20 protein-coding genes are annotated in these 25,973 nt (G+C 71.0%); 16 read left to right on the top strand and 4 right to left on the bottom strand.

Features of this window, described 5'->3' with window-relative positions:
* Positions 1 to 49: 49 nt before the first annotated feature.
* Together I2501_RS23515 and I2501_RS23510 are read right to left on the bottom strand one after the other, a co-directional pair.
* On the bottom strand, positions 50 to 1,609 hold the full coding sequence (locus I2501_RS23515) for a DUF58 domain-containing protein (RefSeq protein ID WP_196196158.1): 1,560 nt from the start codon (positions 1,607 to 1,609) through the stop codon (positions 50 to 52).
* A gap of 2 nt (positions 1,610 to 1,611) precedes the next feature.
* On the bottom strand, positions 1,612 to 2,625 hold the full coding sequence (locus I2501_RS23510) for an AAA family ATPase (RefSeq protein WP_328806562.1): 1,014 nt from the start codon (positions 2,623 to 2,625) through the stop codon (positions 1,612 to 1,614).
* A 544-nt stretch (positions 2,626 to 3,169) separates the two neighbouring features.
* Between I2501_RS23510 and rsmH the strand changes: the two genes are divergently transcribed.
* From rsmH to I2501_RS23430, 16 genes are all read left to right on the top strand, one after another.
* A complete protein-coding gene (gene rsmH / locus I2501_RS23505) occupies positions 3,170 to 4,141 on the top strand; it encodes a 16S rRNA (cytosine(1402)-N(4))-methyltransferase RsmH (RefSeq protein ID WP_196196156.1) in 972 nt (323 codons plus the stop codon).
* Between the two features lie 53 nt (positions 4,142 to 4,194).
* Positions 4,195 to 4,764 (top strand): septum formation initiator, encoded by a 570-nt coding sequence (locus tag I2501_RS23500; protein WP_196196155.1) that lies wholly within the window; start codon positions 4,195 to 4,197, stop codon positions 4,762 to 4,764.
* A gap of 15 nt (positions 4,765 to 4,779) precedes the next feature.
* Positions 4,780 to 6,939 carry a peptidoglycan D,D-transpeptidase FtsI family protein gene (locus I2501_RS23495; RefSeq protein WP_196196154.1) on the top strand — a complete coding sequence of 720 codons (2,160 nt, stop codon included), beginning with the start codon at positions 4,780 to 4,782 and terminating at the stop codon, positions 6,937 to 6,939.
* A gap of 129 nt (positions 6,940 to 7,068) precedes the next feature.
* Complete coding sequence (locus tag I2501_RS23490; RefSeq protein ID WP_408022775.1) at positions 7,069 to 8,736, top strand: UDP-N-acetylmuramoyl-L-alanyl-D-glutamate--2,6-diaminopimelate ligase; 1,668 nt, start codon at positions 7,069 to 7,071, stop codon at positions 8,734 to 8,736.
* A 7-nt stretch (positions 8,737 to 8,743) separates the two neighbouring features.
* Positions 8,744 to 10,177 (top strand): UDP-N-acetylmuramoyl-tripeptide--D-alanyl-D-alanine ligase, encoded by a 1,434-nt coding sequence (locus I2501_RS23485; RefSeq protein WP_196196152.1) that lies wholly within the window; start codon positions 8,744 to 8,746, stop codon positions 10,175 to 10,177.
* On the top strand, positions 10,177 to 11,238 hold the full coding sequence (gene mraY, locus I2501_RS23480; RefSeq protein ID WP_196196151.1) for a phospho-N-acetylmuramoyl-pentapeptide-transferase: 1,062 nt from the start codon (positions 10,177 to 10,179) through the stop codon (positions 11,236 to 11,238). Before I2501_RS23485 ends, mraY begins: the two co-directional genes overlap by 1 nt.
* A 29-nt stretch (positions 11,239 to 11,267) precedes the next feature.
* Positions 11,268 to 12,689, top strand: coding sequence for a UDP-N-acetylmuramoyl-L-alanine--D-glutamate ligase (gene murD / locus I2501_RS23475; RefSeq protein WP_196196150.1), 1,422 nt, complete (start codon positions 11,268 to 11,270; stop codon positions 12,687 to 12,689).
* 400 nt (positions 12,690 to 13,089) lie between these two features.
* Positions 13,090 to 14,364, top strand: a complete 1,275-nt coding sequence (ftsW, locus tag I2501_RS23470) for a putative lipid II flippase FtsW (protein ID WP_328806587.1) — start codon at positions 13,090 to 13,092, stop codon at positions 14,362 to 14,364.
* A gap of 6 nt (positions 14,365 to 14,370) precedes the next feature.
* A complete protein-coding gene (gene murG, locus I2501_RS23465; protein ID WP_196196148.1) occupies positions 14,371 to 15,480 on the top strand; it encodes an undecaprenyldiphospho-muramoylpentapeptide beta-N-acetylglucosaminyltransferase in 1,110 nt (369 codons plus the stop codon).
* The gene (locus I2501_RS23460; RefSeq protein ID WP_328806560.1) at positions 15,473 to 16,255 is read left to right on the top strand and encodes a cell division protein FtsQ/DivIB; all 783 of its coding nucleotides are present in this window, start codon (positions 15,473 to 15,475) and stop codon (positions 16,253 to 16,255) included. Before murG ends, I2501_RS23460 begins: the two co-directional genes overlap by 8 nt.
* A gap of 282 nt (positions 16,256 to 16,537) precedes the next feature.
* Positions 16,538 to 17,779, top strand: a complete 1,242-nt coding sequence (gene ftsZ, locus I2501_RS23455) for a cell division protein FtsZ (protein ID WP_196196147.1) — start codon at positions 16,538 to 16,540, stop codon at positions 17,777 to 17,779.
* A 147-nt stretch (positions 17,780 to 17,926) separates the two neighbouring features.
* Entirely contained in the window at positions 17,927 to 18,664 is a 738-nt protein-coding gene (locus I2501_RS23450) for a polyphenol oxidase family protein (protein ID WP_196196146.1), read from the top strand.
* A complete protein-coding gene (locus tag I2501_RS23445; RefSeq protein WP_196196145.1) occupies positions 18,661 to 19,398 on the top strand; it encodes a YggS family pyridoxal phosphate-dependent enzyme in 738 nt (245 codons plus the stop codon). Before I2501_RS23450 ends, I2501_RS23445 begins: the two co-directional genes overlap by 4 nt.
* 130 nt (positions 19,399 to 19,528) lie before the next feature.
* Positions 19,529 to 20,119, top strand: coding sequence for a cell division protein SepF (locus I2501_RS23440; protein WP_196196144.1), 591 nt, complete (start codon positions 19,529 to 19,531; stop codon positions 20,117 to 20,119).
* Between the two features lie 27 nt (positions 20,120 to 20,146).
* A complete protein-coding gene (locus tag I2501_RS23435; RefSeq protein ID WP_196196143.1) occupies positions 20,147 to 20,431 on the top strand; it encodes a YggT family protein in 285 nt (94 codons plus the stop codon).
* Between the two features lie 46 nt (positions 20,432 to 20,477).
* Positions 20,478 to 21,695: a DivIVA domain-containing protein gene (locus I2501_RS23430; protein WP_196196142.1), complete on the top strand. Its 1,218-nt coding sequence runs from the start codon at positions 20,478 to 20,480 to the stop codon at positions 21,693 to 21,695.
* A gap of 153 nt (positions 21,696 to 21,848) precedes the next feature.
* Here I2501_RS23430 and I2501_RS23425 read toward each other — a convergent pair whose 3' ends face one another.
* Both I2501_RS23425 and ileS read right to left on the bottom strand, forming a co-directional pair.
* A complete protein-coding gene (locus tag I2501_RS23425; RefSeq protein ID WP_196196141.1) occupies positions 21,849 to 22,391 on the bottom strand; it encodes a HutD/Ves family protein in 543 nt (180 codons plus the stop codon).
* Positions 22,392 to 22,396: 5 nt separating this feature from the next.
* Positions 22,397 to 25,540 carry an isoleucine--tRNA ligase gene (gene ileS, locus I2501_RS23420; protein WP_196196140.1) on the bottom strand — a complete coding sequence of 1,048 codons (3,144 nt, stop codon included), beginning with the start codon at positions 25,538 to 25,540 and terminating at the stop codon, positions 22,397 to 22,399.
* Positions 25,541 to 25,973: the final 433 nt, after the last annotated feature.

The raw sequence follows: 25,973 nt of genomic DNA, 5'->3' as shown, positions 1-25,973 counted from the left end.
CCCGACTCCCAAGCCCCGCACGTCACACAAGCCCCGCACGACACACATGTCACGCACCCCCGTCGGTCCGGCGGGTGGGCTCGCCCTGGACGATGCCGGCCGCCGACTTCGCCGTCACGGCGGTGGTGCCCCGGCCGCCGAAACCCGTGCCCGGGCGGCCCAGCAGCTGCCACAGCTCGGGCAGCGTGTCGCCGGAGCGGGCGGGCAGGACCCGCCAGCCGGCGTCGCCCATCAGCCGCTGCCGCCGTTCCGCGCTGTCCCGCGGCGCACCGCCGGGGCGGTGCGCTCCGCCGTTGTGCGCGCCGTTGTGCCCGCCGTTGGCGGAGCCGCCGTTCGACGACGTGCCGTTGCGGCCCGTGCCGTTGCCGGTCCCGTTGCCCGACCCGTTGCCCAGGCCCCGGAGCAGGCTCCAGCTGTCCGGGTCCAGCAGCAGCGCGATCGCGGAGCCGGCCCGGCGGCGCAGCCGGGAGAGCTCGGCCAGCTGCTCGTCGTCCATCCCGCCCAGGACGGCCACCAGCAGGCCCTCGCCGCCCACGCGCAGGACCTCCTCGGCGGAGGTCAGGTCGTCACTGTCGGAGAGCTCCACCATTGCCAGCTGGTCCAGCATCAGCCCGGCGGCCTCGGCCGCGCTGCCGCCCGCAGTGAGCGCGCCGACGGCGGTGACCGCCTCGCCCGTGTCGGTCAGCAGCCGTACCTCGTAGCCGCGTTCCAGCAGGTGGAGGGCGATCGACGCGGCTGCGCTGACCGCCCACTCGAAGGAGGAGGCGGGGCCCGAACCCCGATGCCCCGACCGGCGGGTGTCCAGCAGCACGGTGGCGTGGTGCCGCAGCGGCTGCTCCTCGCGACGGACCATCAGCTCGCCGTACTTGGCGGTGGAGCGCCAGTGCACCCGGCGCAGGTCGTCGCCCTGCCGGTACTCGCGCGGCACCACGTCGTCCTCGCCCGCGAGGGCGACCGCGCGGGCCTGGCTGTCGCCGAAGCCGGACCACTCGCCGGTCAGCTTGACCGGCGTCAGCGCCTGCACCTGCGGGACCACGGTCAGGAGGTCGTGGGAGGTGAACGAGCGGGTCAGCTCGCACAGCCCGAACGGGTCCGCCAGCCGCAGCTGCAGCGGGCCGAGCGGATAGCGTCCGCGCAGGTCGGAGCGGACCCGGTAGGAGACCTCGCGGAAGCCGCGCGGCTCGACCCGGTCGAGCGCGAACCGCGGACGCGGCCCCAGCACGTAGGGGACCCGGTCCTCCAATAGCAGCAGGCCGGTCGGCACCCGGGAGATGTTGTCGACCCGCAGGTGGACCCGCGCCTCCTGCCCGGCCGGGATCCGCGCCGGCGTCAGCCGCCGTCCGCTGGCCACCCGGTACCGGGTGCGCACCAGCGCGCCGACGCTGACCAGCGGCAGCACCGCGAGCAGCACGCCCACCCGCATCAGCGCGAACTCGCCCAGCAGGTAGGCGCAGACGATCGCGGTCAGCCCGGCGGCGAGGAACGAACGGCCACGCGTGGTCAGCCCGCTCAGTGCCTGGCGGACCGTGCCGCCCTGCTGGGGGTCGCTGTTCTGGGGCTCTCCAGGACTTCTCGGCCCTCTCGGTGCTCGGGAACCGGCCGCCGGCACGGTCAGCGCCCCCGCGAGTACTGCGGCAACGGCTGCGTCAGGACGAGGTCCTGGACCACGTCCTCCGGCGTACGGCGGCCGAGCTGGGTCTCGGCGGTGGGCAGCACCCGGTGGGCCAGCACCGGGACGGCGAGACGCTGGATGTCGTCGGGGATGACGTAGGTGCGCCCGTCGAGCGCCGCGGCGGCGCGGGCGGCGCGCAGCAGGTGCAGCGTGGCCCGGGGGGAGGCGCCGAGGCGCAGCTCCGGGCTGGTCCGGGTGGAGCCGACCAGGGCCACCGCGTAGCGGCGCAGCTCGTCGGCGACGTGGACGCCGCGGACGATTCTGATCAGCTTGAGCACGTCGTCGGCGTGCGCGACGGGCTCCAGGTCGGCCAGCGGCGAGACGCTGCCGTGGACGTCGAGCATCTTCAACTCGGCGTCGGGGCTGGGGTAGCCGAGGGAGATCCGGGCCATGAAGCGGTCGCGCTGGGCCTCGGGGAGGGGGTAGGTGCCCTCCATCTCGATCGGGTTCTGGGTGGCCACCACCATGAACGGCGCGGGCAGCTGGTAGCTGGTGCCGTCGACGGTGACCTGGCCCTCCTCCATCGACTCCAGCAGCGCGGACTGGGTCTTGGGCGACGCGCGGTTGATCTCGTCGCCGACCACGATCTGAGCGAAGATCGCGCCGGGCTTGAACTCGAACTCGCGGCGGTTCTGCTCGAAGACGCTGGTGCCGGTGATGTCCGAGGGCAGCAGGTCGGGGGTGAACTGGATGCGGCGGACCGTGCAGTCGATGGACCGCGCCAGCGCCTTGGCCAGCATCGTCTTGCCGACGCCGGGCACGTCCTCGATCAGCAGGTGGCCCTCGGCCAGCAGCACGGTCAGCGCGAGGTGGACCGCCTCGGGCTTGCCCTCCAGCACGCTCTCCACGGAGGCGCGGATCCGGCCGACCACGGCGTCGAGCTCGGCGAGCGCAGCGCCGGGCGACGGCTGTCCCTGCTGGTCGACACCGCTGCGTTCGTCGAAGGTCGTCACCCGGTTGCTCCTTGTAGCGTCCGCCCGTTTGCGCTTGAGAGGCATTGTTCCCTGCGCCGGGCGTTTACGTCACTCGACTGGCTGACATGCGGTGATTTGCCACAAAGATCGTATGGCCAGGCCGGGATGCGGCCTCGGACGTGGGTCCGGACGTGGCCCGTACGCGCCGTCGGACCCGCGGCCGGTCCCGCGGCCGGTCCCGCCGCCGGAGCCAGGGGGCGTGTCCCGGCGTGGCGCGCGCCCCAGGCCTTCCGGGGCAGCGGTCCTGACCAGCGGTTTCTCGGTTCACTCGGACGGGGTGTCGGCCGTGCCGTTCGATTGACCCGGGGTCGCCGTGGAGTAGAGTGACGCCACGTCGAGGGAGTGTCGGACGGGACGCTCCGTACGTTGATCAGGGCCCGCACCCTCCGGCCTCCACCCGCTCGACACCCGCACGTGGCTGCTGCCCGCTGACGCCCCTTCCCCGGCGCCAGACGGCTCTTCCCTCGCGGGCGAGCGGGCGGGGACCAGTAGGCGCGGGCGCTTTTTGCAGAGAGGCCCCCCGATGAGCAGCGCCGCGGACAACGCGAAGCACGTCCCGGTGATGCTGCGGCGCACCCTCGAGATGCTGGCCCCGGCGCTGCGCGCCCCTGGCGCGGTCGTGGTAGACGCGACGCTTGGCCTGGGCGGCCACAGCGAGGCGCTGCTCCGCGAGTTCCCCGAGGTCCGGCTGGTGGCCACCGACCGCGACCCGGTCGCGCTGCGGCTGGCGGGCGAGCGGCTGGCGCCCTTCGGCGACCGGGCCACCCTGGTCCACGCCGTCTACGACGAGATCCCCGAGGTGCTGGAGCGGCTCGGTATCGAGCAGATCCACGGCGCGCTCTTCGACCTCGGCGTCTCCAGCATGCAGCTGGACGAGGCCGACCGCGGCTTCGCCTACGCGCAGGACGCGCCGTTGGACATGCGGATGGACCAGACCGTCGGGATGAGCGCGGCGGAGGTGCTCAACACCTACACGCACGGCGAGTTGGCCCGGATCCTCAAGGTCTACGGCGAGGAGCGCTTCGCCGGGAAGATCGCCTCGGCGATCCTGCGCGAGCGCGAGAAGGAACCGTTCAGCACCAGCGCGCGTCTGGTGGAGTTGGTGCGCAACTCGATTCCCGCGGCGACGCGGCGGACCGGCGGCAACCCCGCCAAGCGCACCTTCCAGGCCCTGCGGATCGAGGTCAACGGGGAGCTGTCGGTGCTGGAGCGCGCGATTCCGGGAGCGCTCGCCGCCTTGGCGGTGGGCGGGCGGATGGCCGTGCTCTCCTACCACTCGTTGGAGGACCGCCTGGTGAAGGGGTTCTTCGCGGAGGCGGCGGCGACCAACGCGCCGCCCGGACTGCCGGTCGTCCCGGAGGAGTACCAGCCCCGGTTCAAGCTGCTGACGCGAGGCGCGGAGCTGCCGACCGAGGAAGAGATCGCGGAGAACCGGCGCGCCACGCCCGCACGGCTGCGGGGGGCGGAGAGAATCCGGGAACGCGTCGGGTCGTGATCGGACCGGCCGTTGCCGGATGAGAGTCGAGTGCGTCGAGGGAGTGCGTGCAGGTGGCAGTCGGGAGGGGAACGGCGCGATCCCGGAGCGTCCGCGCCGGGCGCGGTCCGTTCGCGCTGCTGGTGATACTGCTGCTGTCGGGCGGTCTGATCGCGCTGTTGATGCTCAACACCGCCGTCAGCCAGGGGTCGTTCACGCTCTCCCAGCTCCAGCAGCACACCACCTCGCTGCAGAACGAGCAGCAGGGGCTGCAGCAGCAGATCGACGGCTGGTCCGCACCGGAGGCGCTGGCCGCGCGCGCCCGCGGCCTCGGCATGGTGCCGGGCAGCGACCCCGCGTTCCTGGCCGACAACGGCACGATCCTCGGTTCCACCCCGGCCCCGCTGGTCGGCCCGCCGCCGTCACCGACCCCGTCGCCGACGCCGCAGGCAACGGCTTCTGCGTCCGCGTCAGCGTCCGCGTCGGCCAAGCCGTCCGGGACGCCGTCGGGCTCGCCCGCGGCCTCCGCCGGCGCCCGGACCACCTCGCACGACGCGGCCAGGAACAGTGCCAGTGCAGGCACCGGGACGGTCAAGCCGAAGCCGAGCGCCCACCCGCGCACGACCCCGCCCGCGGGCGACTGACGGAGTGATCTGACGATGCCTCAGCCTCCTCGCGAACCTCGTGACCCTCGCGACCGAAGCTCCCGCGACCGCGACCGCGACCGTGACCCGCGCGACCGCGCGCCGCGTCCGGCCCGGGACGCCCGCCCCGTGCGCCCTGCCCGTCCGGCCCCGGCCCGCCGTCCGGCGACCGCCCAGCGCGGCGCGGTGCCGAAGGCACGCGGCGCCGCCGGTGGCAGCGCCGGCAGCGGCGGCGGACGTCCGCGTCCCCCCGTGCCGCGTCCGCCCGCGCCGCGTGGTGGTGCGCGCGGGCCCGCCGGGGCGACGCTGCAGCTGGGCGAGCCGCGCAAGCGGCTGCGGTTCCTGCTGATCGCGCTCGGGACGGTCTTCGCGCTCTTCCTGGGCCGGCTGGTCCAGCTCCAGTTCCTCGACTCGACCGCGCTGGCGGCCGAGGCCTCGGCCAACCGCTACGTGACCGTCCCGCTGACCGCGCAGCGCGGCACCATCACCGACGCCAACGGCAACGTCCTGGCGACCACCGTCACCGCCTACGACATCACCGCCGACCCGACCATGCTCACCCCCCAGCAGCTGCACACCACGGACGGCCCCCAGGCGGCCGCCGCGCTGCTCGCCCCGATCCTGGGCATGGACCAGACGACGCTCACGACGCTGCTGACGGCCAAGAACCCGACAACGGACATGTACCGGCTGATCGCCAGGCAGCAGTCACCGCAGGTCTGGACGCAGATCTCCAACCTCTCGAACCAGCTGGCGAACAACGCCTCCTCCGGGCACTGCCTGTCCGAGAACCTGCTGGCCCAGAAGGCCGGGGACAGCGGCCGGGTCGACGACGCCTGTGCCAACCCGCTGGCGTCGATCTTCCGCGCCCGCGACGACAAGCGCGTCTACCCGGAGGGCGACCTCGCCGCCAACGTCATCGGCTTCGTCAACGCCGCGGGCGTCGGCTCCGGCGGCCTGGAGGAGCAGTTCCAGTCGCAGCTGCGGGGCACCGACGGCAACGAGGTCTACGCCCAGGCCAACGGCCGTGAGGTGCCGACTGCCGAGGGGCAGCACGAGACCGCGGCCATCCCCGGCTCGAACGTCAAGCTGACGCTGAACAGCGACATCCAGTGGGAGGCGCAGCAGCAGCTGTCCGCCCAGGTCGCGAAGTCGCACGCGCTCGGTGGCTACGTCATCGTCCAGGACGTCACCAACGGCCGGATCCTGGCCATGGCCACCGCGCCGACGTTCAACCCCAACGACCTGGCCCACGCCGACCCCAACGCCATCGGCAACACCGCCCTCAGCGACGCGTACGAGCCTGGCTCGGTCAGCAAGCTGATGACCATGTCCGCGGTGATCCAGCAGAACGTGGCGACGCCGGAGACCCATGTCACCGTGCCGGGCGCGCTGCCCAGGGACGGGACGGTCTTCCACGACGACGTGGCCCACGGCACCGAGCAGCTGACGCTGAACGGCGTGCTGGCGCAGAGCTCCAACATCGGGACCATCCTGGCCGCCGAGCACCTGGGCAGCACCCAGACGCAGGCCAACCAGGTCCTCTACGACTACCTGACCAAGTTCGGCATCGGCCAGCCCAGCGGGCTGAACTTCCCCGGCGAGTCCCCGGGCATCCTGCCGCCGCCGGGCCAGTGGAACGCGTCGCAGCAGTACACCATCCCGTTCGGCCAGGGCCTGTCCGTCAACGCCCTGCAGACCACGTCGGTGTACTCGACCATCGCCAACGGCGGAGTCCGGGTCGCGCCGACGCTGGTCGAGGGCGTCACCGGACCGGACGGCGTCTACACGCCCGCCCCCGCGCCGGCCACCACCCGCGTGGTCAGCGCGCAGACGGCGAAGACGGTGGCGCAGATGCTGCAGTCGGTCGTCGGCAGCGAGGAGGGGACCGGCACCATGGCGCAGATCCCCGGCTACCTGGTCGCGGGCAAGACCGGCACCGCCAACCGTGCCACCGCCCACGGCTACAGCGGCTACACCGCCTCGTTCATCGGCTTCGCGCCCGCCGACAAGCCGCGGATCACCGTCTCCTGCGTGATCCAGGGACCGGTTGGCGCCCACTACGGCGGCGAGCTGTGCGGCCCGGTCTTCAAGCAGGTGATGGAGTTCTCGCTGAAGACGCTCGACGTGCCCCCGACCGGCGGCGCCCCGGCCGACCTCCCGATCAACTGGTGAGGGGCCGGCAGTGACGACAGGAGCGACAGCAGCAGCGGCAAAGGTGACGACATGCACACGTGGGGGGTCCCGGCAGGCGACACAAAGGATGGCGATACCCTCATGAACGGCACGGACAGCGGCATGGACATGCGGACAAGCTCCCGACTTGGCCCCGAGAGCACAGGTACGGGTAACCTCACCGCCGTGCCAACTCGTGATCAGTCCCCACTTCGCCCCCGCAACACCACCGGGCTCACGCTTGCCCAGGTAGGGGCGCTGCTCGGGCTGGACGACACGGACCGGGCACTCGCCGACGGCGCCGCCGCCGTCGCGGTGACCGGCATCACCCACGACTCCCGTGCGGTCCGTCCGGGCGACATCTACGCCGCTCTTCCGGGCGCCAACGCGCACGGCGCCGACTTCGCCGCCCAGGCTGCCGCCGCGGGCGCGGTCGCGGTGCTCACCGACGAGGACGGGGCCGAGCGCGCCGCCGACTGCGGCGTCACGCTGCTGGTCGTGCCGCAGCCGCGCGCCCGGGTCGGCGAGCTGGCCGCCGCGATCTACGGCAACGCCGCCGAGCAGCTGCTCAGCATCGGCGTCACCGGCACCAGCGGCAAGACCACCACCGCCTACCTGATCGAGGGCGCGCTGCGCGGCGCGGGCCGCACGCCCGGTCTGCTGGGCACCGTCGAGATGCGCGTGGGCGACCAGCGGATCAAGAGTGAGCGGACCACCCCCGAGGCCACCGACCTGCACGCGGTGTTCGCGATGATGCGCGAGGCCGGTGCGGACTCGGTTGCCATGGAGGTCTCCAGCCACGCCCTGGTCTTCGGCCGGGTCGACGGCGTCGTCTACGACGTCGCGGTCTTCAACAACCTCACGCCGGAGCACCTCGACTTCCACCCGGACATGGACGACTACTACCGGGCCAAGGCGCAGCTGTTCACCGCGCGTCGTTCCCGGGTGGGCGTCGTCAACATCGACGACCGCTGGGGCCGTCGCCTGGCCGCCGAGGCCGAGGTGCCGGTGGTGACCTACTCCGCCGAGGGCGAGCCGAGCGCCGACTGGCGCGCCGAGCAGGTCCAGCTGGGCCACGCGGGCTCGCACTTCCGCGTCGTCGGCCCGGACGGACAGTCCGCCGACGCCTCCTCGCCGCTGCCGGGCCCGTTCAACGTCGCCAACGCGCTGGCCGCCATCGCCGCCGCCGTGACCGCCGGGCTGCCGCTCGCTGCGGCCGTCGCCGGGGTCGCCTCGGTGCCGGGTGTGCCGGGCCGGATGGAGCAGGTCGACGCCGGCCAGCCGTACCTGGCCGTGGTCGACTACGCGCACAAGCCGGACGCCTTGGAGGGCGCGCTGCGCTCGCTGCGCGAGGTCACCAAGGGCCAGGTCCTGGTCGTCGTCGGCTGCGGCGGCGACCGTGACCCGTTCAAGCGCGGGCCGATGGGCGCCATCGCCGCCCGCTACGCCGACACCGCCGTGCTGACCAGCGACAATCCTCGTACCGAGGACCCGCTGGCGATCCTGCACGCGATGCTGGCCGGTGCGGTCGAGGTGCCCGAGGCGGAGCGCGGCGCGGTCCTGGTCGAGCCGGACCGGGCCCAGGCCATCGCCGCCGCCGTCGCACGGGCGCACGCGGGCGACTCGATCCTGGTGGCCGGCAAGGGCCACGAGGTCGGGCAGTACGCGAAGGGGGAGGTCCGGCCGTTCGACGACCGGATCGTGCTGCGTGACGCGATCACCGAGGCCGGCGCAGGCGCCGGCACCGTTCACACCCCCGCGGGCGTCCTGCCCGGCACCAGGGACATCGAGGAGTAGAGCCAACGTGATCCCCCTGACCCTCGCGGAGGTGGCCGAGGCCACCGGAGGGAAGCTCGTCGACACGCCAGACCCGCAGACGCGGGTGACCGGCCCCGTCGTCCACGACTCGCGCCAGATCCTGCCCGGCGCGCTGTTCGTGGCGGTGGCCGGCGAGCGCGTCGACGGACACGACTTCGCCGAGCGCGCCGTGGCCGAGCAGGGCGCGGCCGCCGTGCTGGCCACCCGCCCGGTCGGCGTCCCGGCCGTCGTCGTCGACGACGTGCTGGACGCCCTGGCCAAGCTGGCCCACGCCGTCTCGCTGCGACTGACGGACACCACCGTCGTCGCGCTCACCGGATCGACCGGCAAGACCAGCACCAAGGACCTGATCGCCCAGGTGCTCGGCGCCAAGGGCCGCACGGTCTACACCGAGGGCTCCTTCAACAACGAGATCGGCTTCCCGCTGACCGTGCTGAAGGCGGAGCAGGACACCGAGTTCCTGGTCCTGGAGATGGGCGCGCGTGGCAAGGGCCACATCGCCGAGCTCTGCGGCATCTGCCGCCCCAAGGTCGGCCTGGTGATCAACGTCGGCACGGCGCACCTGGGCGAGTTCGGCAGCCGCGAGGGGATCGCCGAGGCCAAGGGCGAGCTGGTCGAATCCCTCCCTGCTGAGGGCGTCGCGGTGCTGAACGGCGACGACCCGATGGTCCGGGGCATGGCCCCGCGCACCGCGGCGCGCGTCGTCCTGTATGGCGAGGCCGCGGACGCGACCGTGCGCGCCGGTGATGTCCGTTTCGACGAGCTGCAGCGGGCCTCGTTCACCTTGAGCACACCCACCGGTTCCGCACAGGTGGCCCTGAAGCTCTACGGTGAGCACCACGTGAGCAACGCCCTCGCCGCCGCCGCGGTCGCGACCGAGTGCGGCATGGACGTCGAGCAGATCGCCGCCGCGCTGAGCGGGGCCGGAAGCCTGTCCAAGTGGCGGATGGAGCTGACGGAGCGTCAGGACGGCGTCACCGTGATCAACGACGCCTACAACGCCAACCCCGACTCGATGCGGGCCGCCCTGCGCGCGCTCGCCGCGATCGGCGGGAGAGGCCCCGAGGCCCGCCGCACCTGGGCGGTCCTGGGGGAGATGCGGGAACTCGGCGAGGACTCCCTCACCGAGCACGATGCCGTGGGCCGGCTCGCGGTCCGGCTGAACATCGCCCAGCTGGTGGCGGTGGGCGGCCGGGAGGCGGCCTGCATGGAGCTGGGCGCGAGGAACGAAGGTTCGTGGGGTGAGGAATCGGTGCTGGTGCCCGACGCGGATAGCGCGATCGAGCTGCTGCGTGAACAGGTCCGGCCGGGGGACGTGGTCCTGGTGAAGGCGTCTCGTTCGGTCGGTCTGGAGAGGGTCGCCGCAGCCCTGCTGACGCAGGACGCGTCGGCCGCCGGCGCGGGGGAGGCTGGTCGTTGATGAAGGCGATCCTCTTCGCAGCCGCGTTCGGTCTGTTCTTCTCGCTGGTCGGCACGCCGATCCTGATCCGGATCCTGGCCCGCCACGGCTACGGCCAGATGATCCGCGACGACGGCCCGCAGGCGCACCACAGCAAGCGCGGTACACCCACCATGGGTGGTATCGCCTTCATCCTGGCGACGCTGATGGCGTACGTGCTGACGCACCTGATCATGGGGACCCAGTTCACCGTCTCCGGTGTGCTGGTGCTCTTCCTGTTCGCGGGCATGGGCCTGGTCGGCTTCCTCGACGACTACATCAAGATCGTCAAGCAGCGCTCGCTCGGTCTCCGGGCCAAGGCCAAGATGGCCGGTCAGCTGATCGTCGGCATCGTCTTCGCGGTCGCCGCGCTGCGCTTCCCGGACCCGGCGGGCACCACTCCGGCGTCCACCAAGCTCTCCTTCGTGACCGACTTCGGCTGGTCGCTCGGCCCGGTGCTGTTCGCCGTCTGGGCGCTGTTCATGATCCTGGCCATGTCCAACGGCGTGAACCTGACCGACGGTCTGGACGGTCTGGCGACCGGCGCCTCGGTGATGGTCTTCGGCGCCTACGTCTTCATCGGCATCTGGGAGTACGGCCAGACCTGCGGCTCCGCGGCGACCGCCGGTCCCAACTGCTACCAGGTCCGTGACCCGCTCGACCTGGCGGTGGTCGCCGCCGCGCTGATGGGCGCCTGCTTCGGCTTCCTGTGGTGGAACACCTCGCCCGCCAAGATCTTCATGGGCGACACCGGTTCGCTGGCCCTCGGCGGCGCGCTGGCCGGTCTGGCGATCTGCTCCCACACCGAGATGCTGCTGGCGATCCTCGGCGGCCTCTTCGTGCTGATCACCCTCTCCGTGATCATCCAGGTCAGTTCGTTCCGGATGACCGGCAGGCGTGTGTTCAAAATGGCGCCACTACAGCACCACTTCGAACTGAAGGGCTGGTCGGAAGTCCTGATCGTGGTCCGTTTCTGGATCATCCAGGGTCTGTGCGTCGCAGTGGGCCTCGGCCTCTTCTACGCTGGCTGGGTCACCTCCTGACCTTGGGAGGTCCGAGAGTGGTGGGGCGGATGAACTGGGAGAAGCTGAGGGTCACCGTCGCCGGGCTGGGTGTCTCCGGCGTACCGGCGGCCAAGGTCCTGCACGGGCTGGGTGCGGTGGTCACCGTCGTCGACGGCGGCGACGGTCCACGTCAGCAGGCCCAGGCCGAGGAGCTGCGCGAGCTGGGCGTCACCGTCCGGCTCGGCGACGGCGACTCGCTCCCGGACGAGACCGAGCTGATCGTCACCGCCCCCGGCTGGCCGCCGCACTCGCCGCTCTTCCAGGCGGCGGAGAAGCTGGACATCCCGGTCTGGGGCGACGTCGAACTCGCCTGGCGACTCCGTCGTCCGCACCCGGCCACGGGCGAGCCCGCGCCCTGGCTCGCCATCACCGGCACCAACGGCAAGACCACCACCGTGCGCATGCTCGCCTCGATCCTGACGGCGGCGGGCAAGCGCACGGCCGCCGTCGGCAACGTCGGCGTCTCCGTGCTGGACGCGGTGCTCGCCGAGGACCCGTACGACGTGCTGGCCGTCGAGCTCTCCAGCTACCAGCTGCACTGGGCGCCCAGCGTCCACCCGTACTCGGCGGTCGTCCTCAACATCGCGCCCGACCACCTCGACTGGCACGGCTCGATGGAGGCCTACGCGGCCGACAAGGGCCGGATCTACGAGGGCAACGTCGTCGCCTGCGTCTACAACGTCGCCGACCCGGCGACGGAGCACCTGGTCCGCGAGGCGGAGGTCGAGGAGGGCTGCCGCGCGGTCGGCTTCACCCTCGGCGCGCCGGGCCTGGCGCAGCTGGGCGTGGTGGACGGCCTGTTGGTCGACCGCGCCTTCATCCCCGACCGTCGGCATGCGGCCGCCGAGCTGGCGTCCGTCGAGGACGTCCAGCCGAGCGCCCCGCACAACATCGCCGACGCGCTCGCGGCGGCGGCGCTGGCGCGGGCGTACGGGGTCGAACCGCGCGCCGTACGCGACGGCTTGCGGGCCTTTCGCCCGGACGCGCACCGGATCGCCTTCGTCGCGGAGGTCGACGGCGTCGCGTACGTCGACGACTCCAAGGCGACGAACCCGCATGCTGCTGCGGCTTCTTTGGCGGCGTACGAGTCGGTGGTCTGGGTCGCCGGCGGCCTGGCCAAGGGCGCCGAGATGGACGACCTCGTGGCGGTCGCCGCGCCCCGGCTGCGGGCAGCCGTGCTGATGGGCGCGGACCGCGCGGTGATCCGCGCGGCCCTGACGAAGCACGCTCCGCACGTTCCGGTCTTCGAACTGCCCGACGGGGTCGTCGGCGCGGAGGCGATGGACGCGGTCGTGAGCGCGGCGGCGGGGTTCGCGGAGAGCGGCGACACGGTGCTGCTGGCGCCTGCGTGCGCGTCGATGGACATGTTCACCAACTACGGCGAGCGGGGAGATTTCTTCGCCGCTGCGGTGCACGCGCTTCAGCTTTAGCCAAGGCAGGTGGGGGAGTTGCACTCACCTCAGGGGCGCGGGGCTCTGCTGATGTGCGGCTCCGCCGCGTGGGCGCGAGAAACCACCCTGTGCGGACGGCCCTGCACGTTGAGGACCATCCGCATGTCAGTGGCTTGTCGCGCAGTTCCCCGCGCCCCTGGGCGTAGCAACTACCTGCGCGAGCTTCCGTGACCGTCGCGCCCACGCTGGGGGTCCCCCCGCCGAAGGCAGGGGGAGGAGCCGCAGATCAGCAGAGCCCCGCGCCCCTCGGGTGAATGCAACTCACCCATGTGCCTTACATGTCTGTCCTGCTCCGACCCGGTAGGGTCTCTTCGCTGACGCTTGATTGACAGGGGAGAGGACCACCGCAGTGCCACGGACCGGTGTGACGGAAGGGCCGGTGGAGGCGTCCGTCGCCACCTTCCGGTCCTACAGCCGGTTCGGCAATCTCCAGCGGGTGTGGCAACGCTTCCAGCGTGGGCTGGCAAGGCCGTTGACGCCGTATTACCTGATCCTCGGGTCCTCCGCGCTGATTCTGGTCCTCGGTCTGACGATGGTGTTCTCCGCCTCTCAGATCCAGGCGCGGCTGGACGGGCTGCCCTTCGACTACTACTTCAAGAAGCAGCTCATCTCCATCGTCATAGGCGCAGGCCTGATGTACCTCGCCGTACGTCTTCGGCCCAAGACGATCCGGGCGTTGGCCTATCCGCTCATGCTCGGCGTCATCGTGCTGCTTCTCGCCGTGATGGTGCCGGGAATCGGCGTCTCCGTGAACGGCAACCGGAACTGGATCCGGCTGGGCGGCTTCCTCCAGATCCAGCCGTCCGAGTTCGCCAAACTCGCGCTCGTGCTCTGGGCCGCGGACCTGCTCACCCGTAAACAGCAGATGAAAACTCTCAACGAGTGGAAGCACCTGCTGATCCCGCTCGTCCCGGTCGGCCTGCTCCTGCTCGCGCTCGTCCTCGCGGGCGGCGACATGGGCACGGCGATGATCATCTGCGCGCTGCTCTTCGGCCTGCTGTGGATGGCCGGTGCGCCGACGCGCCTGTTCAGCGCCACCTCGCTGCTCGCGCTGCTGGCCAGCGCGGCCCTCATCATCACCGTGCCGCACCGGCTCAGCCGGCTCTCCTGCATCGGCGCGACCCAGATCGGCCCGGCCGACTCCTGCTTCCAGGCCGTCCACGGTGTGTGGGCGCTGGCGTCCGGCGGACTGTTCGGGACCGGACTCGGGGCCAGCGTGGAAAAATGGGGTCAACTTCCGGAGCCGCACACCGACTTCATCTTCGCGGTGACCGGTGAAGAACTGGGGCTGGCGGGGACCGTGTCCGTCCTCGTTCTCTTCGCGGCACTAGGGTATGCGGGTATCCGCGTGGCCGTACGCACGAGGGACCCGTTCATCAGGTACGCAGCGGGAGGCGCCACCACCTGGATCATGGCCCAGGCCATGATCAACATTGGTGCGGTGCTGGGACTTCTGCCCATCGCGGGCGTCCCGCTCCCGATGTTCTCCTATGGCGGTTCCGCGTTGCTGCCGACCATGTTCGCGGTCGGCATGCTGCTCTGCTTCGCACGCAGCGAGCCGGCTGCGAAGGCGGCGCTGGCCGCACGGAGCAAGCGCAAGGGAAACAAGCAGGCGCGGCGTCGGTTCCTCCGGCGACCCCACAAGGAGCGGTGAATTTCGGTGCATGTCGTACTCGCCGGCGGTGGCACCGCCGGGCATATCGAGCCCGCACTCGCGTTGGCTGACGCGCTGCGGCGTAACGACCCGACGGTCGGCATCACCGCACTCGGCACCTCGCAGGGCCTGGAGACCAGGCTGGTCCCCGAGCGCGGCTACGAGCTCGCGCTGATCCCCAAGGTGGCGTTGCCGCGCAAGCCCTCCGGTGACCTGATCACCCTGCCGGGCCGGCTCCGCAACACCGTCAAGGCCGTTCAGGACGTGCTGGAGCGGACCAAGGCCGACGTGGTCGTCGGCTTCGGCGGCTACGTCGCCATGTCCGCGTACTTCGCGGCCAAGCGCAGCGGCGTGCCGATCGTGATCCACGAGGCCAACGCCCGTCCCGGCGTGGCCAACAAGATCGGCTCCCGGTACACCGACTACGTCGCCGTGGCCACGCCGGACAGCAAGTTCCAGAAGGCCCGCTACATCGGCATCCCGCTGCGGCAGACCATCGCCACGCTGGACCGCGGCCTTGCCCGTCCGCAGGCGAGGCAGTACTTCGGCCTGGAGCAGAACCTGCCGACGCTGCTGGTCTCCGGCGGCTCGCAGGGCGCGCGCCGGCTCAACGAGACGATCCAGACCGTCGCGCCCCGGCTCCAGCAGTACGGCGTGCAGATCCTGCACGCGGTGGGCCCGAAGAACGAGCTGCCGCCGACGGTCGAGCAGCCGGGCATGCCGCCCTACCGGGTGCTGCCGTACCTGGACCGGATGGATCTCGCCTACGCCGCCGCCGACCTGATGCTCTGCCGGGCCGGTGCGATGACCGTCGCCGAGCTGGCCGCCGTCGGCCTGCCGGGCGCGTTCGTGCCGCTGCCGATCGGCAACGGCGAGCAGCGGCTCAACGCCCAGCCGGTGGTCCGCGCGGGCGGCGGCCTGCTGGTCGACGACGCCGAGCTGACCCCGGACTGGATCCTCCAGCAGCTCCTGCCGGTGCTCACCGACCCGCAGCGGCTGTGGCAGATGAGCCAGTCCGCCGCCGAGTTCGGCCGCCGCGACGCGGACCAGCTGCTGGCGCAGATGGTGTACGAGGCCGTCGACGCACACCGGGGGAGCGCCCGCCGTCGTGGCTGAGAGCGCGTTGGAGGCCGAGGAGGAGCGGAAGGGCGCGTTCGGCGACGAACGACCGCCGCTCCCGAAGCTGCGGTTGTCGCGACGCGGCATCGCGGTGATCTGCCTGCTGGTCGCCGCGCTGCTCGGCGGCGTGGTGTGGCTGGTCTGGTTCTCCTCGGTCTTCGACGTGCGCACGGTCGGCGTCAGCGGCACCCAGGTGGTGACGGACAGTCAGGTCCTCCAGGCCGCCCAGGTCCCGCTGGGCGGCCCGCTGGAGCAGGTGGACACCGGCGCGATCGAGTCGCGCATCGAGAAGGCGCTGCCGCGCGTGGACCACGCGGACGTCTCGACCTCCTGGCCGCACACGGTCCGCATCGTGGTGACCGAGCGCGTGCCGGTCGCCTCGGTGCGGACCGCGAACGGGGGTTACGTGCTGGAGGACGCCGACGGCGTGCAGTTCGCCACCACGGCGAAGCCGCTGCCGGGCGTGCCGGTGGTCCAACTCGCGCTCAGCGCCGCGGGCAGGGGCGCGCTGGCAGACTTCCCGCAGGCGGTCCTCGTGTCCGGCGCGGTGGAGGTCGCCAAGTCGCTGCCTGCGCCGATCGCGCGGCAGACGCAGCAGGTCGTCGTCCACTCCTATGACGACATCGAACTGACCCTCAGTTCCGGGGCGACCGTCTACTGGGGAAGTCCGGAGCAGAGCGCGCGCAAGGCGGTCGTGCTCAATGCTCTGATGAAGCAGGCGTCCAAGGGATACGACGTGAGCGCACCGACGGAACCGGCGCTGCGTTCCTGAGGTCCTGAAACAGTGGGTCTTGACGGACTGTCGGGATCTCCCTGACGCTTGGTGACCCCCGAGTACGCGCTCGGACCTTTGATCACATAGGCTCACAAGAAAAAAGTTGTTGCTCGGCGTGTCCATTGAACCGGCATGCTCGGAGACCTAGTGTCCTAGTGACACTGGATAATGCAGCAGTGACATAGCATTAACTCTAAACCTCATGTTTAGGGTTCGGGTCGGGAGCGTCGGGAGCACCGCCCCTTCGGTACAGGACATCCGAGGCGAGAGGCCTTCGACGTGGCAGCACCCCAGAACTACCTCGCAGTCATCAAGGTCGTCGGCATCGGCGGCGGTGGCGTGAACGCCATCAACCGGATGATCGAGGTCGGGCTCAAGGGCGTCGAGTTCATCGCGATCAACACCGATGCCCAGGCCCTGCTGATGAGCGACGCCGACGTGAAGCTGGACGTGGGCCGCGAGCTCACCCGCGGCCTCGGCGCCGGAGCCAACCCCGAGGTCGGCCGCAAGGCCGCCGAGGACCACCGCGAGGAGATCGAGGAGGTCCTCAAGGGGGCCGACATGGTCTTCGTGACGGCGGGTGAGGGCGGCGGCACCGGCACCGGTGGCGCGCCGGTCGTGGCCAACATCGCCCGTTCGCTCGGCGCACTGACCATCGGTGTGGTGACGCGCCCGTTCACCTTCGAGGGCCGCCGTCGCGCCAACCAGGCGGAGGACGGCATCGCGCAGCTGCGCGAAGAGGTCGACACGCTGATCGTGATCCCGAACGACCGCCTGCTGTCCATCTCGGACCGCCAGGTGAGCGTGCTGGACGCGTTCCGCTCGGCCGACCAGGTGCTGCTCTCCGGTGTCCAGGGAATCACCGACCTGATCACCACGCCGGGCCTGATCAACCTCGACTTCGCCGACGTCAAGTCGGTGATGAGCGGCGCGGGTTCGGCGCTGATGGGCATCGGCTCGGCGCGCGGCGAGGACCGCGCGAAGGCGGCAGCCGTGATGGCGATCTCCTCGCCGCTGCTTGAGGCGTCCATCGACGGTGCGCGCGGCGTGCTGCTCTCCATCTCCGGTGGCTCGGACCTCGGCCTGTTCGAGATCAACGAGTCCGCCCAGCTGGTCAGCGAGGCGGCGCACCCCGAGGCGAACATCATCTTCGGCGCGGTCATCGACGACGCCCTCGGTGACGAGGTCCGCGTCACGGTCATCGCCGCCGGCTTCGACGGTGGCCAGCCGACCCCGATCGTCCGCGAGCCGGTCGTGCGCAGCGGGTCCGCCGGGGAGCGGCCGACGCCGGCGTCCTCGTCCTCGACCCCGGAGTTCCCGCGGGTCTCCGGCTCCACCGCCGCGGGCTCGACGGCCACCGGCCGCAGCATGCACACGCTTGGCAGCGTGCCCCGCGCCGAGGACACCCCGCGGCCGACCCCGGAGCCGACCATCCCCCCGGTCCCGCAGCAGGCCCCGCCCCGCCCGCCGTACGTCGACACGACGGCGGAGGAGCTGGACGTGCCGGACTTCCTGAAGTAGTCAGTTGCACATCTAGGGGCGCGGGGAACTGCGCGACAAGCCACCCACGGCAGACGGTCCTCAACAAGCAGGGCCATCCGCACACAGTGGTTCTCGCGCGGTTCCCCGCGCCCCTGTTTTCGCTCCCGTGTGTCATAAGGTGATCGCATGATCGGCCAGCGGATTGACCTGGGACATGGTGTGCGGGTCGGGTTCTCCGACCGGTGGGGCGGGGTGAGCCCCGAGCCCTACGCGGAGCTGAATCTCGGTGGCGCCGTCGGGGACGACCCCGCCGCCGTGAGGGAGAACCGGCGGCTCGCCGCCCACGCGCTGGGCATCGACCCCGCGGACGTGGTCTGGATGAACCAGGTCCACGGCGCCGAAGGCTTCATCGCTACCGGCCGCCAGCCCGACGGCGAAGCGCCGTCCGTGGACGCCGTCGCCACCGCCCGACCCGGCCTCGCACTCGCGGTGCTCACCGCGGACTGCACGCCGATCCTGCTCGCCGACACCGAGGCCGGTGTCCTCGGCGCCGCCCACGTGGGGCGGCCGGGGCTGGCCAAAGGCGTCGCCGACACCGTCGTCGCGCTGATGCGCGACCTCGGCGCGGAGCGGATCGAGGCCGTCGTCGGGCCGAGCATCTGCGGACGCTGCTACGAGGTCCCGGACGCGCTGCGCGCGGAGGTCGCCGCGGGAACGCCGGAGGCGTACGCGGAGACGAGTTGGGGGACTCCGGCGCTGGACATCCCGGCGGGGGTCCGCGCTCAGCTCGCTCGGCAGGAAGTGACGGTGCGTGAGGTGCCGCACCTCTGCACCCTCGAATCCGAGGACCACTTCTCCTACCGCCGGGCGTCCCGTACCGGACGGCTTGCGAGCTACATCTGGTTGGAGGGAGAGGCGCAGTGACAAATCTGACATCTGGGGACCGACTTGCTGAACTGCGGTCAAACCTGGCCGCGGTGCAGGCTCGTATCGACAACGCCTGCACCGCCGCCGGGCGTTCCCGAGACGGCGTGAAACTTGTCGTCGTCACCAAGACCTACCCTGCCTCCGACACCCGGCTGCTCGCCGAACTCGGCGTGACCGACGTGGCCGAGAACCGCGATCAGGACGCCGCGCCGAAAGCCGAGGAATGTCGCGATCTGCCCCTTGAATGGCATTTCGTCGGCCAATTGCAGACCAACAAAGTCCGTTCCGTTCTGCGCTACGCCGACCGGGTGCATTCCGTGGATCGGCTCCGTCTTGTCCAGGCGTTGTCGGCGGAAGTGGTCAAATCCGGACGTTCTGAACTGGGTTGTCTGATCCAGGTGGGTCTGGAATCGGAAACTCCCGAGGGTGCCCACCGTGGCGGGGTCGCGCCGAGCGAGGTCGACGCGCTGGCCGAATCCGTAGCAGCCGCTCCTGGCTTGCGACTTGACGGTGTGATGGCGGTGGCCCCGCTGGTCGGCCCGTTCGCGGGCGACGCACGCGCCGCGTTCGGGCGTCTCGCGGAAATCGCATCCCGCGTACGGGAGGCCCATCCGACTGCCACGATGGTCTCTGCCGGGATGTCAGGAGACTTGGAAGAGGCCATTGCTGCCGGTGCGACACACGTGCGCGTCGGGACGGCGGTGCTGGGTGCGAGGACGACGCTCCGGTAACGTCACCGGTTAGAAGATCAGACCGGAAGAACAAATCCGGACAATCAGGAATCTCCCCTGCACGACGGGGGCAGACCGTGGATCGTAGAACCGCCCCGGGCCGATCCACCACAGAGCGGAGGACAGGAGTATGGCCGGCGCGATGCGCAAGATGGCGGTCTACCTCGGTCTCGTGGAGGACGATGGTTACGACGCTCAGGGTTATGACCCTGACGACGACGACTACGGTCCCGAGCCCGAGCCGCTGCGTACCGGACGCACCGAGGAGGTGCCCCGTCCCGTCCCGGCTCCCGCCGCCGCGCCGGTGGCGGCCTCGGCCGTCGTCGCCCCGATGCGGGCTCCCGAACCTCGGATCGCGCCAGTGGCGTCCATCACACCCGAACGTCGAATCGCGGAGAAGAGCGCCCCGGTGATCACGTCCAAGAACGCCTCCGAGCGGGAGCCTTACCGCATCACCACACTGCACCCGCGAACCTACAACGAGGCCCGTACCATCGGGGAACACTTCCGTGACAGCACCCCCGTGATCATGAATCTCACGGAGATGGACGACACGGACGCCAAGCGCCTCGTAGACTTCGCGGCTGGACTCGTCTTCGGGCTTCACGGCAGCATCGAGCGCGTGACGCAGAAGGTGTTCCTGCTGTCTCCTGCTAACGTCGATGTAACGGCGGAGGACAAGGCACGGATCGCCGAGGGCGGGTTCTTCAACCAGAGCTGACAGACGTGACGGGCGAGGGGAGACACGGTGAGCGTTGTATGGCAGGTGCTGTACATCGTTTTGATGTGTTTCTTCGTCCTGCTCCTGGCGCGGATGGTGATGGACTGGGTCCAGTTCTTCGCCCGCGACTGGCGGCCGGGACGCGCCATGGTCGTCCTGCTCGAAAGCATCTACACCGTCACGGATCCGCCGCTCAAGCTCTTGCGGCGGTGGATCCATCCGGTACGGATCGGGGGCATGGCTCTCGACCTGGCCTTCATGCTGCTGGTCATCATTGTGTTGATTTTGATCCAGGTCGTGGGGGCGCTGTGACCGACGCAGATGCCCGGCTGTCCGACGATCACGTTGAGGTGAAGAAATGGCATTGACCCCCGAGGACGTTCGGAACAAGCAGTTCACGACCGTCCGCCTCCGCGAAGGCTATGACGAGGACGAGGTCGACGCCTTCCTCGACGAGGTCGAGGGCGAGCTGACGCGTCTCCTTCGCGAGAACGAGGACCTGCGCGCCAAGTTGGCCGCCGCGACCCGCGCCGCCGCCCAGGCCCAGAACCAGCGCAAGGAGCTGCCGTCGCAGGATGCCCCGCATCCTCAGCAGCAGCAGCGCCCCGGCCCGCCCGTCCCCGCCGCCATATCCGGCCCGCCGGTTCCCGGCCAGGGCATGCCGCAGCACATGCAGCAGCAGGGCATGGGCCACCCCGGCCAGCCGCAGCTCCCGGGCGGTCAGCCGGCGCTCCCCGGTGCGCCGCAGCTCCAGGGCGCCCCGCAGCTCCCCGGCCAGCCGCAGCTGCAGCCGGCTCCGCAGATGGGCGGCCCCATGGGCGGCCCGATGGGCGGCCACACCCTCGGTGGTGGCCTGTCCCCGATGCAGCAGCCCCAGCAGCCGCAGCAGATGATGCCGCAGCAGCAGAACAACGACTCCGCTGCGCGCGTCCTCGCCCTGGCCCAGCAGACCGCCGACCAGGCGATCGCCGAGGCCCGTTCCGAGGCCAACAAGATCGTCGGCGAGGCCCGCAGCCGCGCCGAGGGTCTGGAGCGCGACGCCCGTTCCAAGGCCGACGCCCTGGAGCGGGACGCGCAGGAGAAGCACCGCGTCGCCATGGGCTCCCTGGAGTCCGCGCGCGCCACGCTGGAGCGCAAGGTCGAGGACCTGCGTGCGTTCGAGCGTGAGTACCGCACCCGTCTGAAGTCCTACCTGGAGACGCAGCTCCGTCAGCTGGAGTCCCAGGCGGACGACAGCCTGGCGCCGCCGCGCACTCCGGCCACGGCCTCGCTCCCGCCGGCTGCTCCCCTGTCCCAGCCTGCGATGAGCCCGGTCGGCGCCTCGCCGATGAGCGCCGGCGGTCCGTCCTTCGGCGGGAACCAGACGTTCGGCGGCAACCAGTCCTTCGGTGGCGGCCAGAACAACGGCCCGTCCTTCGGCGGCAACGCGTTCCAGCCGGCCGGCGCGTCGGCCTCGCAGCCGGCGCCCCCGGCGGCGATGACGCAGCCGATGGCCGCGGTCCGCCCGCAGCCCCCGCTGCAGCAGGCGCCCCAGCCGATGCGCGGGTTCCTGATCGACCAGGACGACGAGAACTAGAGTCTCGCCGACAAGCGAAAGGCCCCTGTACCGGGAAATCGGTACGGGGGCCTTGCTGATTTAGGGGCGCGGGGAACCACCCTGTGCGGATGGCCCTGCACATTGAGGACCATCCGCATGTCGGTGGCTTGTCGCGCAGTTCCCCGCGCCCCTTCAGGAAATGGTGACCACGCTTGCCAGACCGTCTACCTCAAGGACAAGCGCGCTGTCGGTGATGAAGGCCGCGTCGAGCGAACCAAGTTCGATGCCCTCGATCTTTGCGGCTCCCTCGAAGACGACCACCAAAGTCGTGCCCGACAGGGCGGTCGGCTCCGTCACGAACGTGACCGTCGCAGAGACCGCACCCCGACGCGTCATGACGTTGAAGTCGACCAGCGGTCCGCCCAGCAGGCGGCAGTCCGTCTTCGCGTCGCCGCTGAAGTGGAACGGCTGGAACCGTTCCGAGACGACGGTCTCGACCCCGTCCACGGTGAGGGCCATGCCCTCGCCCTGGACGACCGTGATCACACGGTCGATGCCCTCGAAGGTGGAGAACGGCCCGCCGTCCGCCACATCGGCCAGAGACACGCGCCAGTCGAACGCGCCGGCGGCGGAGTCCCCGGACGGCGACGACGCGACCTCGCGGGTCACGCCGCCGCCGTTCTTCCAGGGACTGGCCACGCGGTCGGCCGCGCGCAGAACCTGAATGTCCGTCATGGCCGTCAGGCCTTCCGCAGCCAGAACGTGAGGCCGAGCGCCTCGTCCGTGAAGGGCTGGGCGTCCGACCAGTCCGGCTCGCCCGGGGCGAAGTCGGCGGCGAGGACCTCGTCCGCCAGCAGCGCGCCGTGCGCGGTCAGCGCCTCGGACGACTCCTCGGTCGAGGCGACGTAGCGCAGGACGATCCGGTCCGAGACCTCCAGGCCGCTGTTCTTGCGGGCCTCCTGGACCTGGCGGATGGCGTCGCGGGCGACGCCCGCGAGCCGCAGTTCCGGCGTGATGTGCAGGTCGAGCGCGACGGTCGCGCCGGACTCGTTGGCGACGGCCCAGCCCTCGCGCGGGGTCTCGGTGATGATCACCTCGTCCGGCGTGAGCTCGACGGTCTCCTCGCCGACGACGACCGACGCGGTACCGGTGGAGCGCAGCCCCGCGCTCAGCGCCGCGGCGTCCGCCGCGGCGACGGCCTTCGCCACGTCCTGCACGCCCTTGCCGAAACGCTTGCCCAGCGCACGGAAGTTGGCCTTCGCCGTGGTGTCGACCAGCGAGCCGCCGACCTCGGCCAGCGACTCCAGCGCGGTGACGTTGAGCTCCTCGGCGATCTGCGCGAGCAGCTCCTCCGGCAGCTCCTCGTAGCCCTGGGCGGAGACCAGCGCGCGCGACAGCGGCTGGCGGGTCTTGACGCCGGAGTCGCCGCGCGTCGCGCGGCCGAGCTCCACCAACCGCCGGACCAGCGTCATCTGCCGCGACAGCGCCGGGTCGATCAGCGACTCGTCCGCCACCGGCCAGGTCGACAGGTGGACGGACTCCGGGGCGTCGGGGACGACCGGGACGACCAGGTCCTGCCAGACGCGCTCGGTGATGAACGGGGTCAGCGGGGCCATCAGCCGGGTGACCGTCGTCAGCGCCTCGTGCAGGGTGGCCAGCGCGGCCGGCTCGCCCTGCCAGAAGCGGCGACGGCCGCGGCGGACGTACCAGTTGCTGAGGTCGTCGACGAAGGCGGAGAGCAACTTGCCCGCCCGCTGGGTGTCGTACGCCTCCAGCGCCGCGTCCACGTCCCGGACCAGGGCGTTGAGTTCGCTCAGCACCCACTGGTCGAGCATCGGGCGGTCGGCCGGCGCCGGGTCGTTCGCGGACGGCGCCCAACCCGCGGTGCGGGCGTAGAGGGCCTGGAAGGCGACGGTGTTCCAGTAGGTCAGCAGCGTCTTGCGGACGACCTCCTGGATGGTGCCGTGGCCGACGCGCCGCGCGGACCAGGGGGAGCCGCCGGCGGCCATGAACCAGCGCACCGCGTCCGCGCCGTTGGTGTCCATCAGCTCGATCGGGTCGAGGATGTTGCCCAGGTGCTTGGACATCTTGCGGCCGTCCTCGGCCAGGATGTGGCCGAGGCAGACGACGTTCTCGTACGAGGAGCGGTCGAAGACCAGGGTGCCGATGGCCATCAGCGTGTAGAACCAGCCACGCGTCTGGTCGATGGCCTCGGAGATGAACTGCGCCGGGTAGCGCTTCTCGAACAGCTCCTGGTTCTTCAGCGGGTAGCCCCACTGCGCGAACGGCATCGAGCCCGAGTCGTACCAGGCGTCGATGACCTCGGGCACGCGCACGGCCTGCTTGCCGCAGCCCTCGGCCGGGCAGGCGAAGGTGACGTCGTCGATGAACGGACGGTGCGGGTCGAGGGTGCTCTGGTCGGTGCCGGTGAGCTCGGAGAGCTCGGCCAGCGAGCCGACGCAGGTGAGGTGGTCGTCCTCGCAGCGCCAGATCGGCAGCGGGGTGCCCCAGTAGCGGTTGCGGCTCAGCGCCCAGTCGATGTTGTTGTTCAGCCAGTCGCCGAAGCGGCCGTACTTCACCGTCTCCGGGTGCCAGTTGGTGCGCTCGTTCTCGCGCAGCATGGCGTCCTTGACGGCCGTGGTGCGCACGTACCAGGACGGCTGCGCGTAGTAGAGCAGCGCGGTGTGGCAGCGCCAGCAGTGCGGGTAGCTGTGCTCGTAGGGCACGTGGCGGAAGAGCAGGCCGCGGTCCTGGAGGTCCTTGGTCAGCGCCTCGTCGGCCTTCTTGAAGAAGACGCCGCCGACCAGCGGCACGTCCTCCTCGAAGGCGCCGTCGGAGCGGACCGGATTGACCATCGGCAGGCCGTAGTTGCGGCAGGTCGCGAGGTCGTCGGCACCGAACGCCGGGGCCTGGTGGACCAGGCCCGTGCCGTCCTCGGTGGTGACGTACTCGGCGTTGACGACGTAGTGCGCCTCACCCTCGACCGGGACCAGCTCGAAGGGACGCCGGTAGGTCCAGCGCTCCATCTCGGCACCGGTGAACCGCTCGCCGGTGGTGGTCCAGCCTTCGCCCAGCGACTTCTCGACCAGCGGCTCGGCGACGACGACGCGCTCGTTGCCGTCCGTGGCGACGACGTAGGTGACCTCCGGGTGGGCGGCGACGGCGACGTTGGAGACCAGCGTCCACGGGGTCGTCGTCCACACCAGCAGCGAGGCCTTGCCCGCCAACGGGCCGCCGGTCAGCGGGAAGCGGACGTAGACCGAGGGGTCGACGACCGTCTCGTAGCCCTGCGCCAGCTCGTGGTCGGAGAGGCCGGTGCCGCAGCGTGGGCACCAGGGCGCGACGCGGAAGTCCTGGACCAGCAGGCCCTTGTCGAAGATCTGCTTCAGCGACCACCACACGGACTGGATGTAGTCCGGGTCCATGGTGCGGTAGGCGTCGTCCAGGTCGACCCAGTAGCCCATGCGCTGGGTCAGCTCGGTGAAGGCGTCGGTGTGCCGGGTCACCGACTCGCGGCACTTGGCGTTGAACTCGGCGATGCCGTAGGCCTCGATGTCCTGCTTGCCGGAGAAGCCGAGCTCCTTCTCGACGGCCAGCTCGACGGGCAGGCCGTGGCAGTCCCAGCCGGCCTTGCGGGCGACGTGGTAGCCCTTCATGGTCCGGAAGCGCGGGAAGACGTCCTTGAAGACGCGGGCCTCGATGTGGTGCGCGCCGGGCATGCCGTTGGCGGTCGGCGGGCCCTCGTAGAAGACCCACTCCGGGCGGCCCTCGGACTGTTCCAGGCTCCGCTGGAAGATCTTGTTGTCCTGCCAGAAGGAGAGGATCTGGTGCTCGAGCGCGGGCAGGTCGACTTGGGCGGGTACGGCGCGGTACTGCGCGGTCATGCTTCCTCCGGCGGAACGGTCGATCTCCGACGGAGGGACGAGACGCCTGCGCGCCCCGCGGTACCACCCTCCTTGGCCGCGCCACTGCGCACGGCCCCCTCATTGGGGTCAGCGGCCGGTTCTACTCGGCGCTACGCGCCTTTCCTCCGGCGGCTCCGGGGTGATCTTCCCGCTGCGCACACCCCCGGGCTTCCACCGTCCCCGGGTCTCTCGTGGCTGCGTGCGGCGGTACTCGTCCCCATCCACGCCTTGCTGCACGCCAGTCTATAGGGATCGGGGGCGGGATTTCGCGCGCTTTCCGCGCCGAGGGGCGCGCGCCCCCGACCGAGTGACGCGCCGGTAACGAACACGCTTGGCGATTAGCGGGTCACGTTCTGGGCACAACTTCCTTCGTCCACTCGTCGTAGGAGAAGCGCAGCGGGATGCGCGGCAG

This window comes from Streptacidiphilus fuscans (assembly GCF_015690355.1).
Taxonomy (GTDB): Bacteria; Actinomycetota; Actinomycetes; order Streptomycetales; family Streptomycetaceae; genus Streptacidiphilus; species Streptacidiphilus fuscans.
This window is presented reverse-complemented; position numbering and strand designations above follow the sequence as displayed.

What these genes read in the sequence shown, in the direction of transcription:
- I2501_RS23450 (WP_196196146.1), top strand. Translation starts at nt 17,927, where the DNA reads ATGATCGGCCAGCGGATTGACCTGGGACATGGTGTGCGGGTCGGGTTC.
- mraY (WP_196196151.1), top strand. Translation starts at nt 10,177, where the DNA reads ATGAAGGCGATCCTCTTCGCAGCCGCGTTCGGTCTGTTCTTCTCGCTG.
- I2501_RS23430 (WP_196196142.1), top strand. Translation starts at nt 20,478, where the DNA reads ATGGCATTGACCCCCGAGGACGTTCGGAACAAGCAGTTCACGACCGTC.
- rsmH (WP_196196156.1), top strand. Translation starts at nt 3,170, where the DNA reads ATGAGCAGCGCCGCGGACAACGCGAAGCACGTCCCGGTGATGCTGCGG.
- I2501_RS23440 (WP_196196144.1), top strand. Translation starts at nt 19,529, where the DNA reads ATGGCCGGCGCGATGCGCAAGATGGCGGTCTACCTCGGTCTCGTGGAG.
- ileS (WP_196196140.1), bottom strand. Translation starts at nt 25,540, where the DNA reads ATGACCGCGCAGTACCGCGCCGTACCCGCCCAAGTCGACCTGCCCGCG.
- I2501_RS23490 (WP_408022775.1), top strand. Translation starts at nt 7,069, where the DNA reads ATGCGGACAAGCTCCCGACTTGGCCCCGAGAGCACAGGTACGGGTAAC.
- I2501_RS23495 (WP_196196154.1), top strand. Translation starts at nt 4,780, where the DNA reads ATGCCTCAGCCTCCTCGCGAACCTCGTGACCCTCGCGACCGAAGCTCC.
- murD (WP_196196150.1), top strand. Translation starts at nt 11,268, where the DNA reads ATGAACTGGGAGAAGCTGAGGGTCACCGTCGCCGGGCTGGGTGTCTCC.
- I2501_RS23425 (WP_196196141.1), bottom strand. Translation starts at nt 22,391, where the DNA reads ATGACGGACATTCAGGTTCTGCGCGCGGCCGACCGCGTGGCCAGTCCC.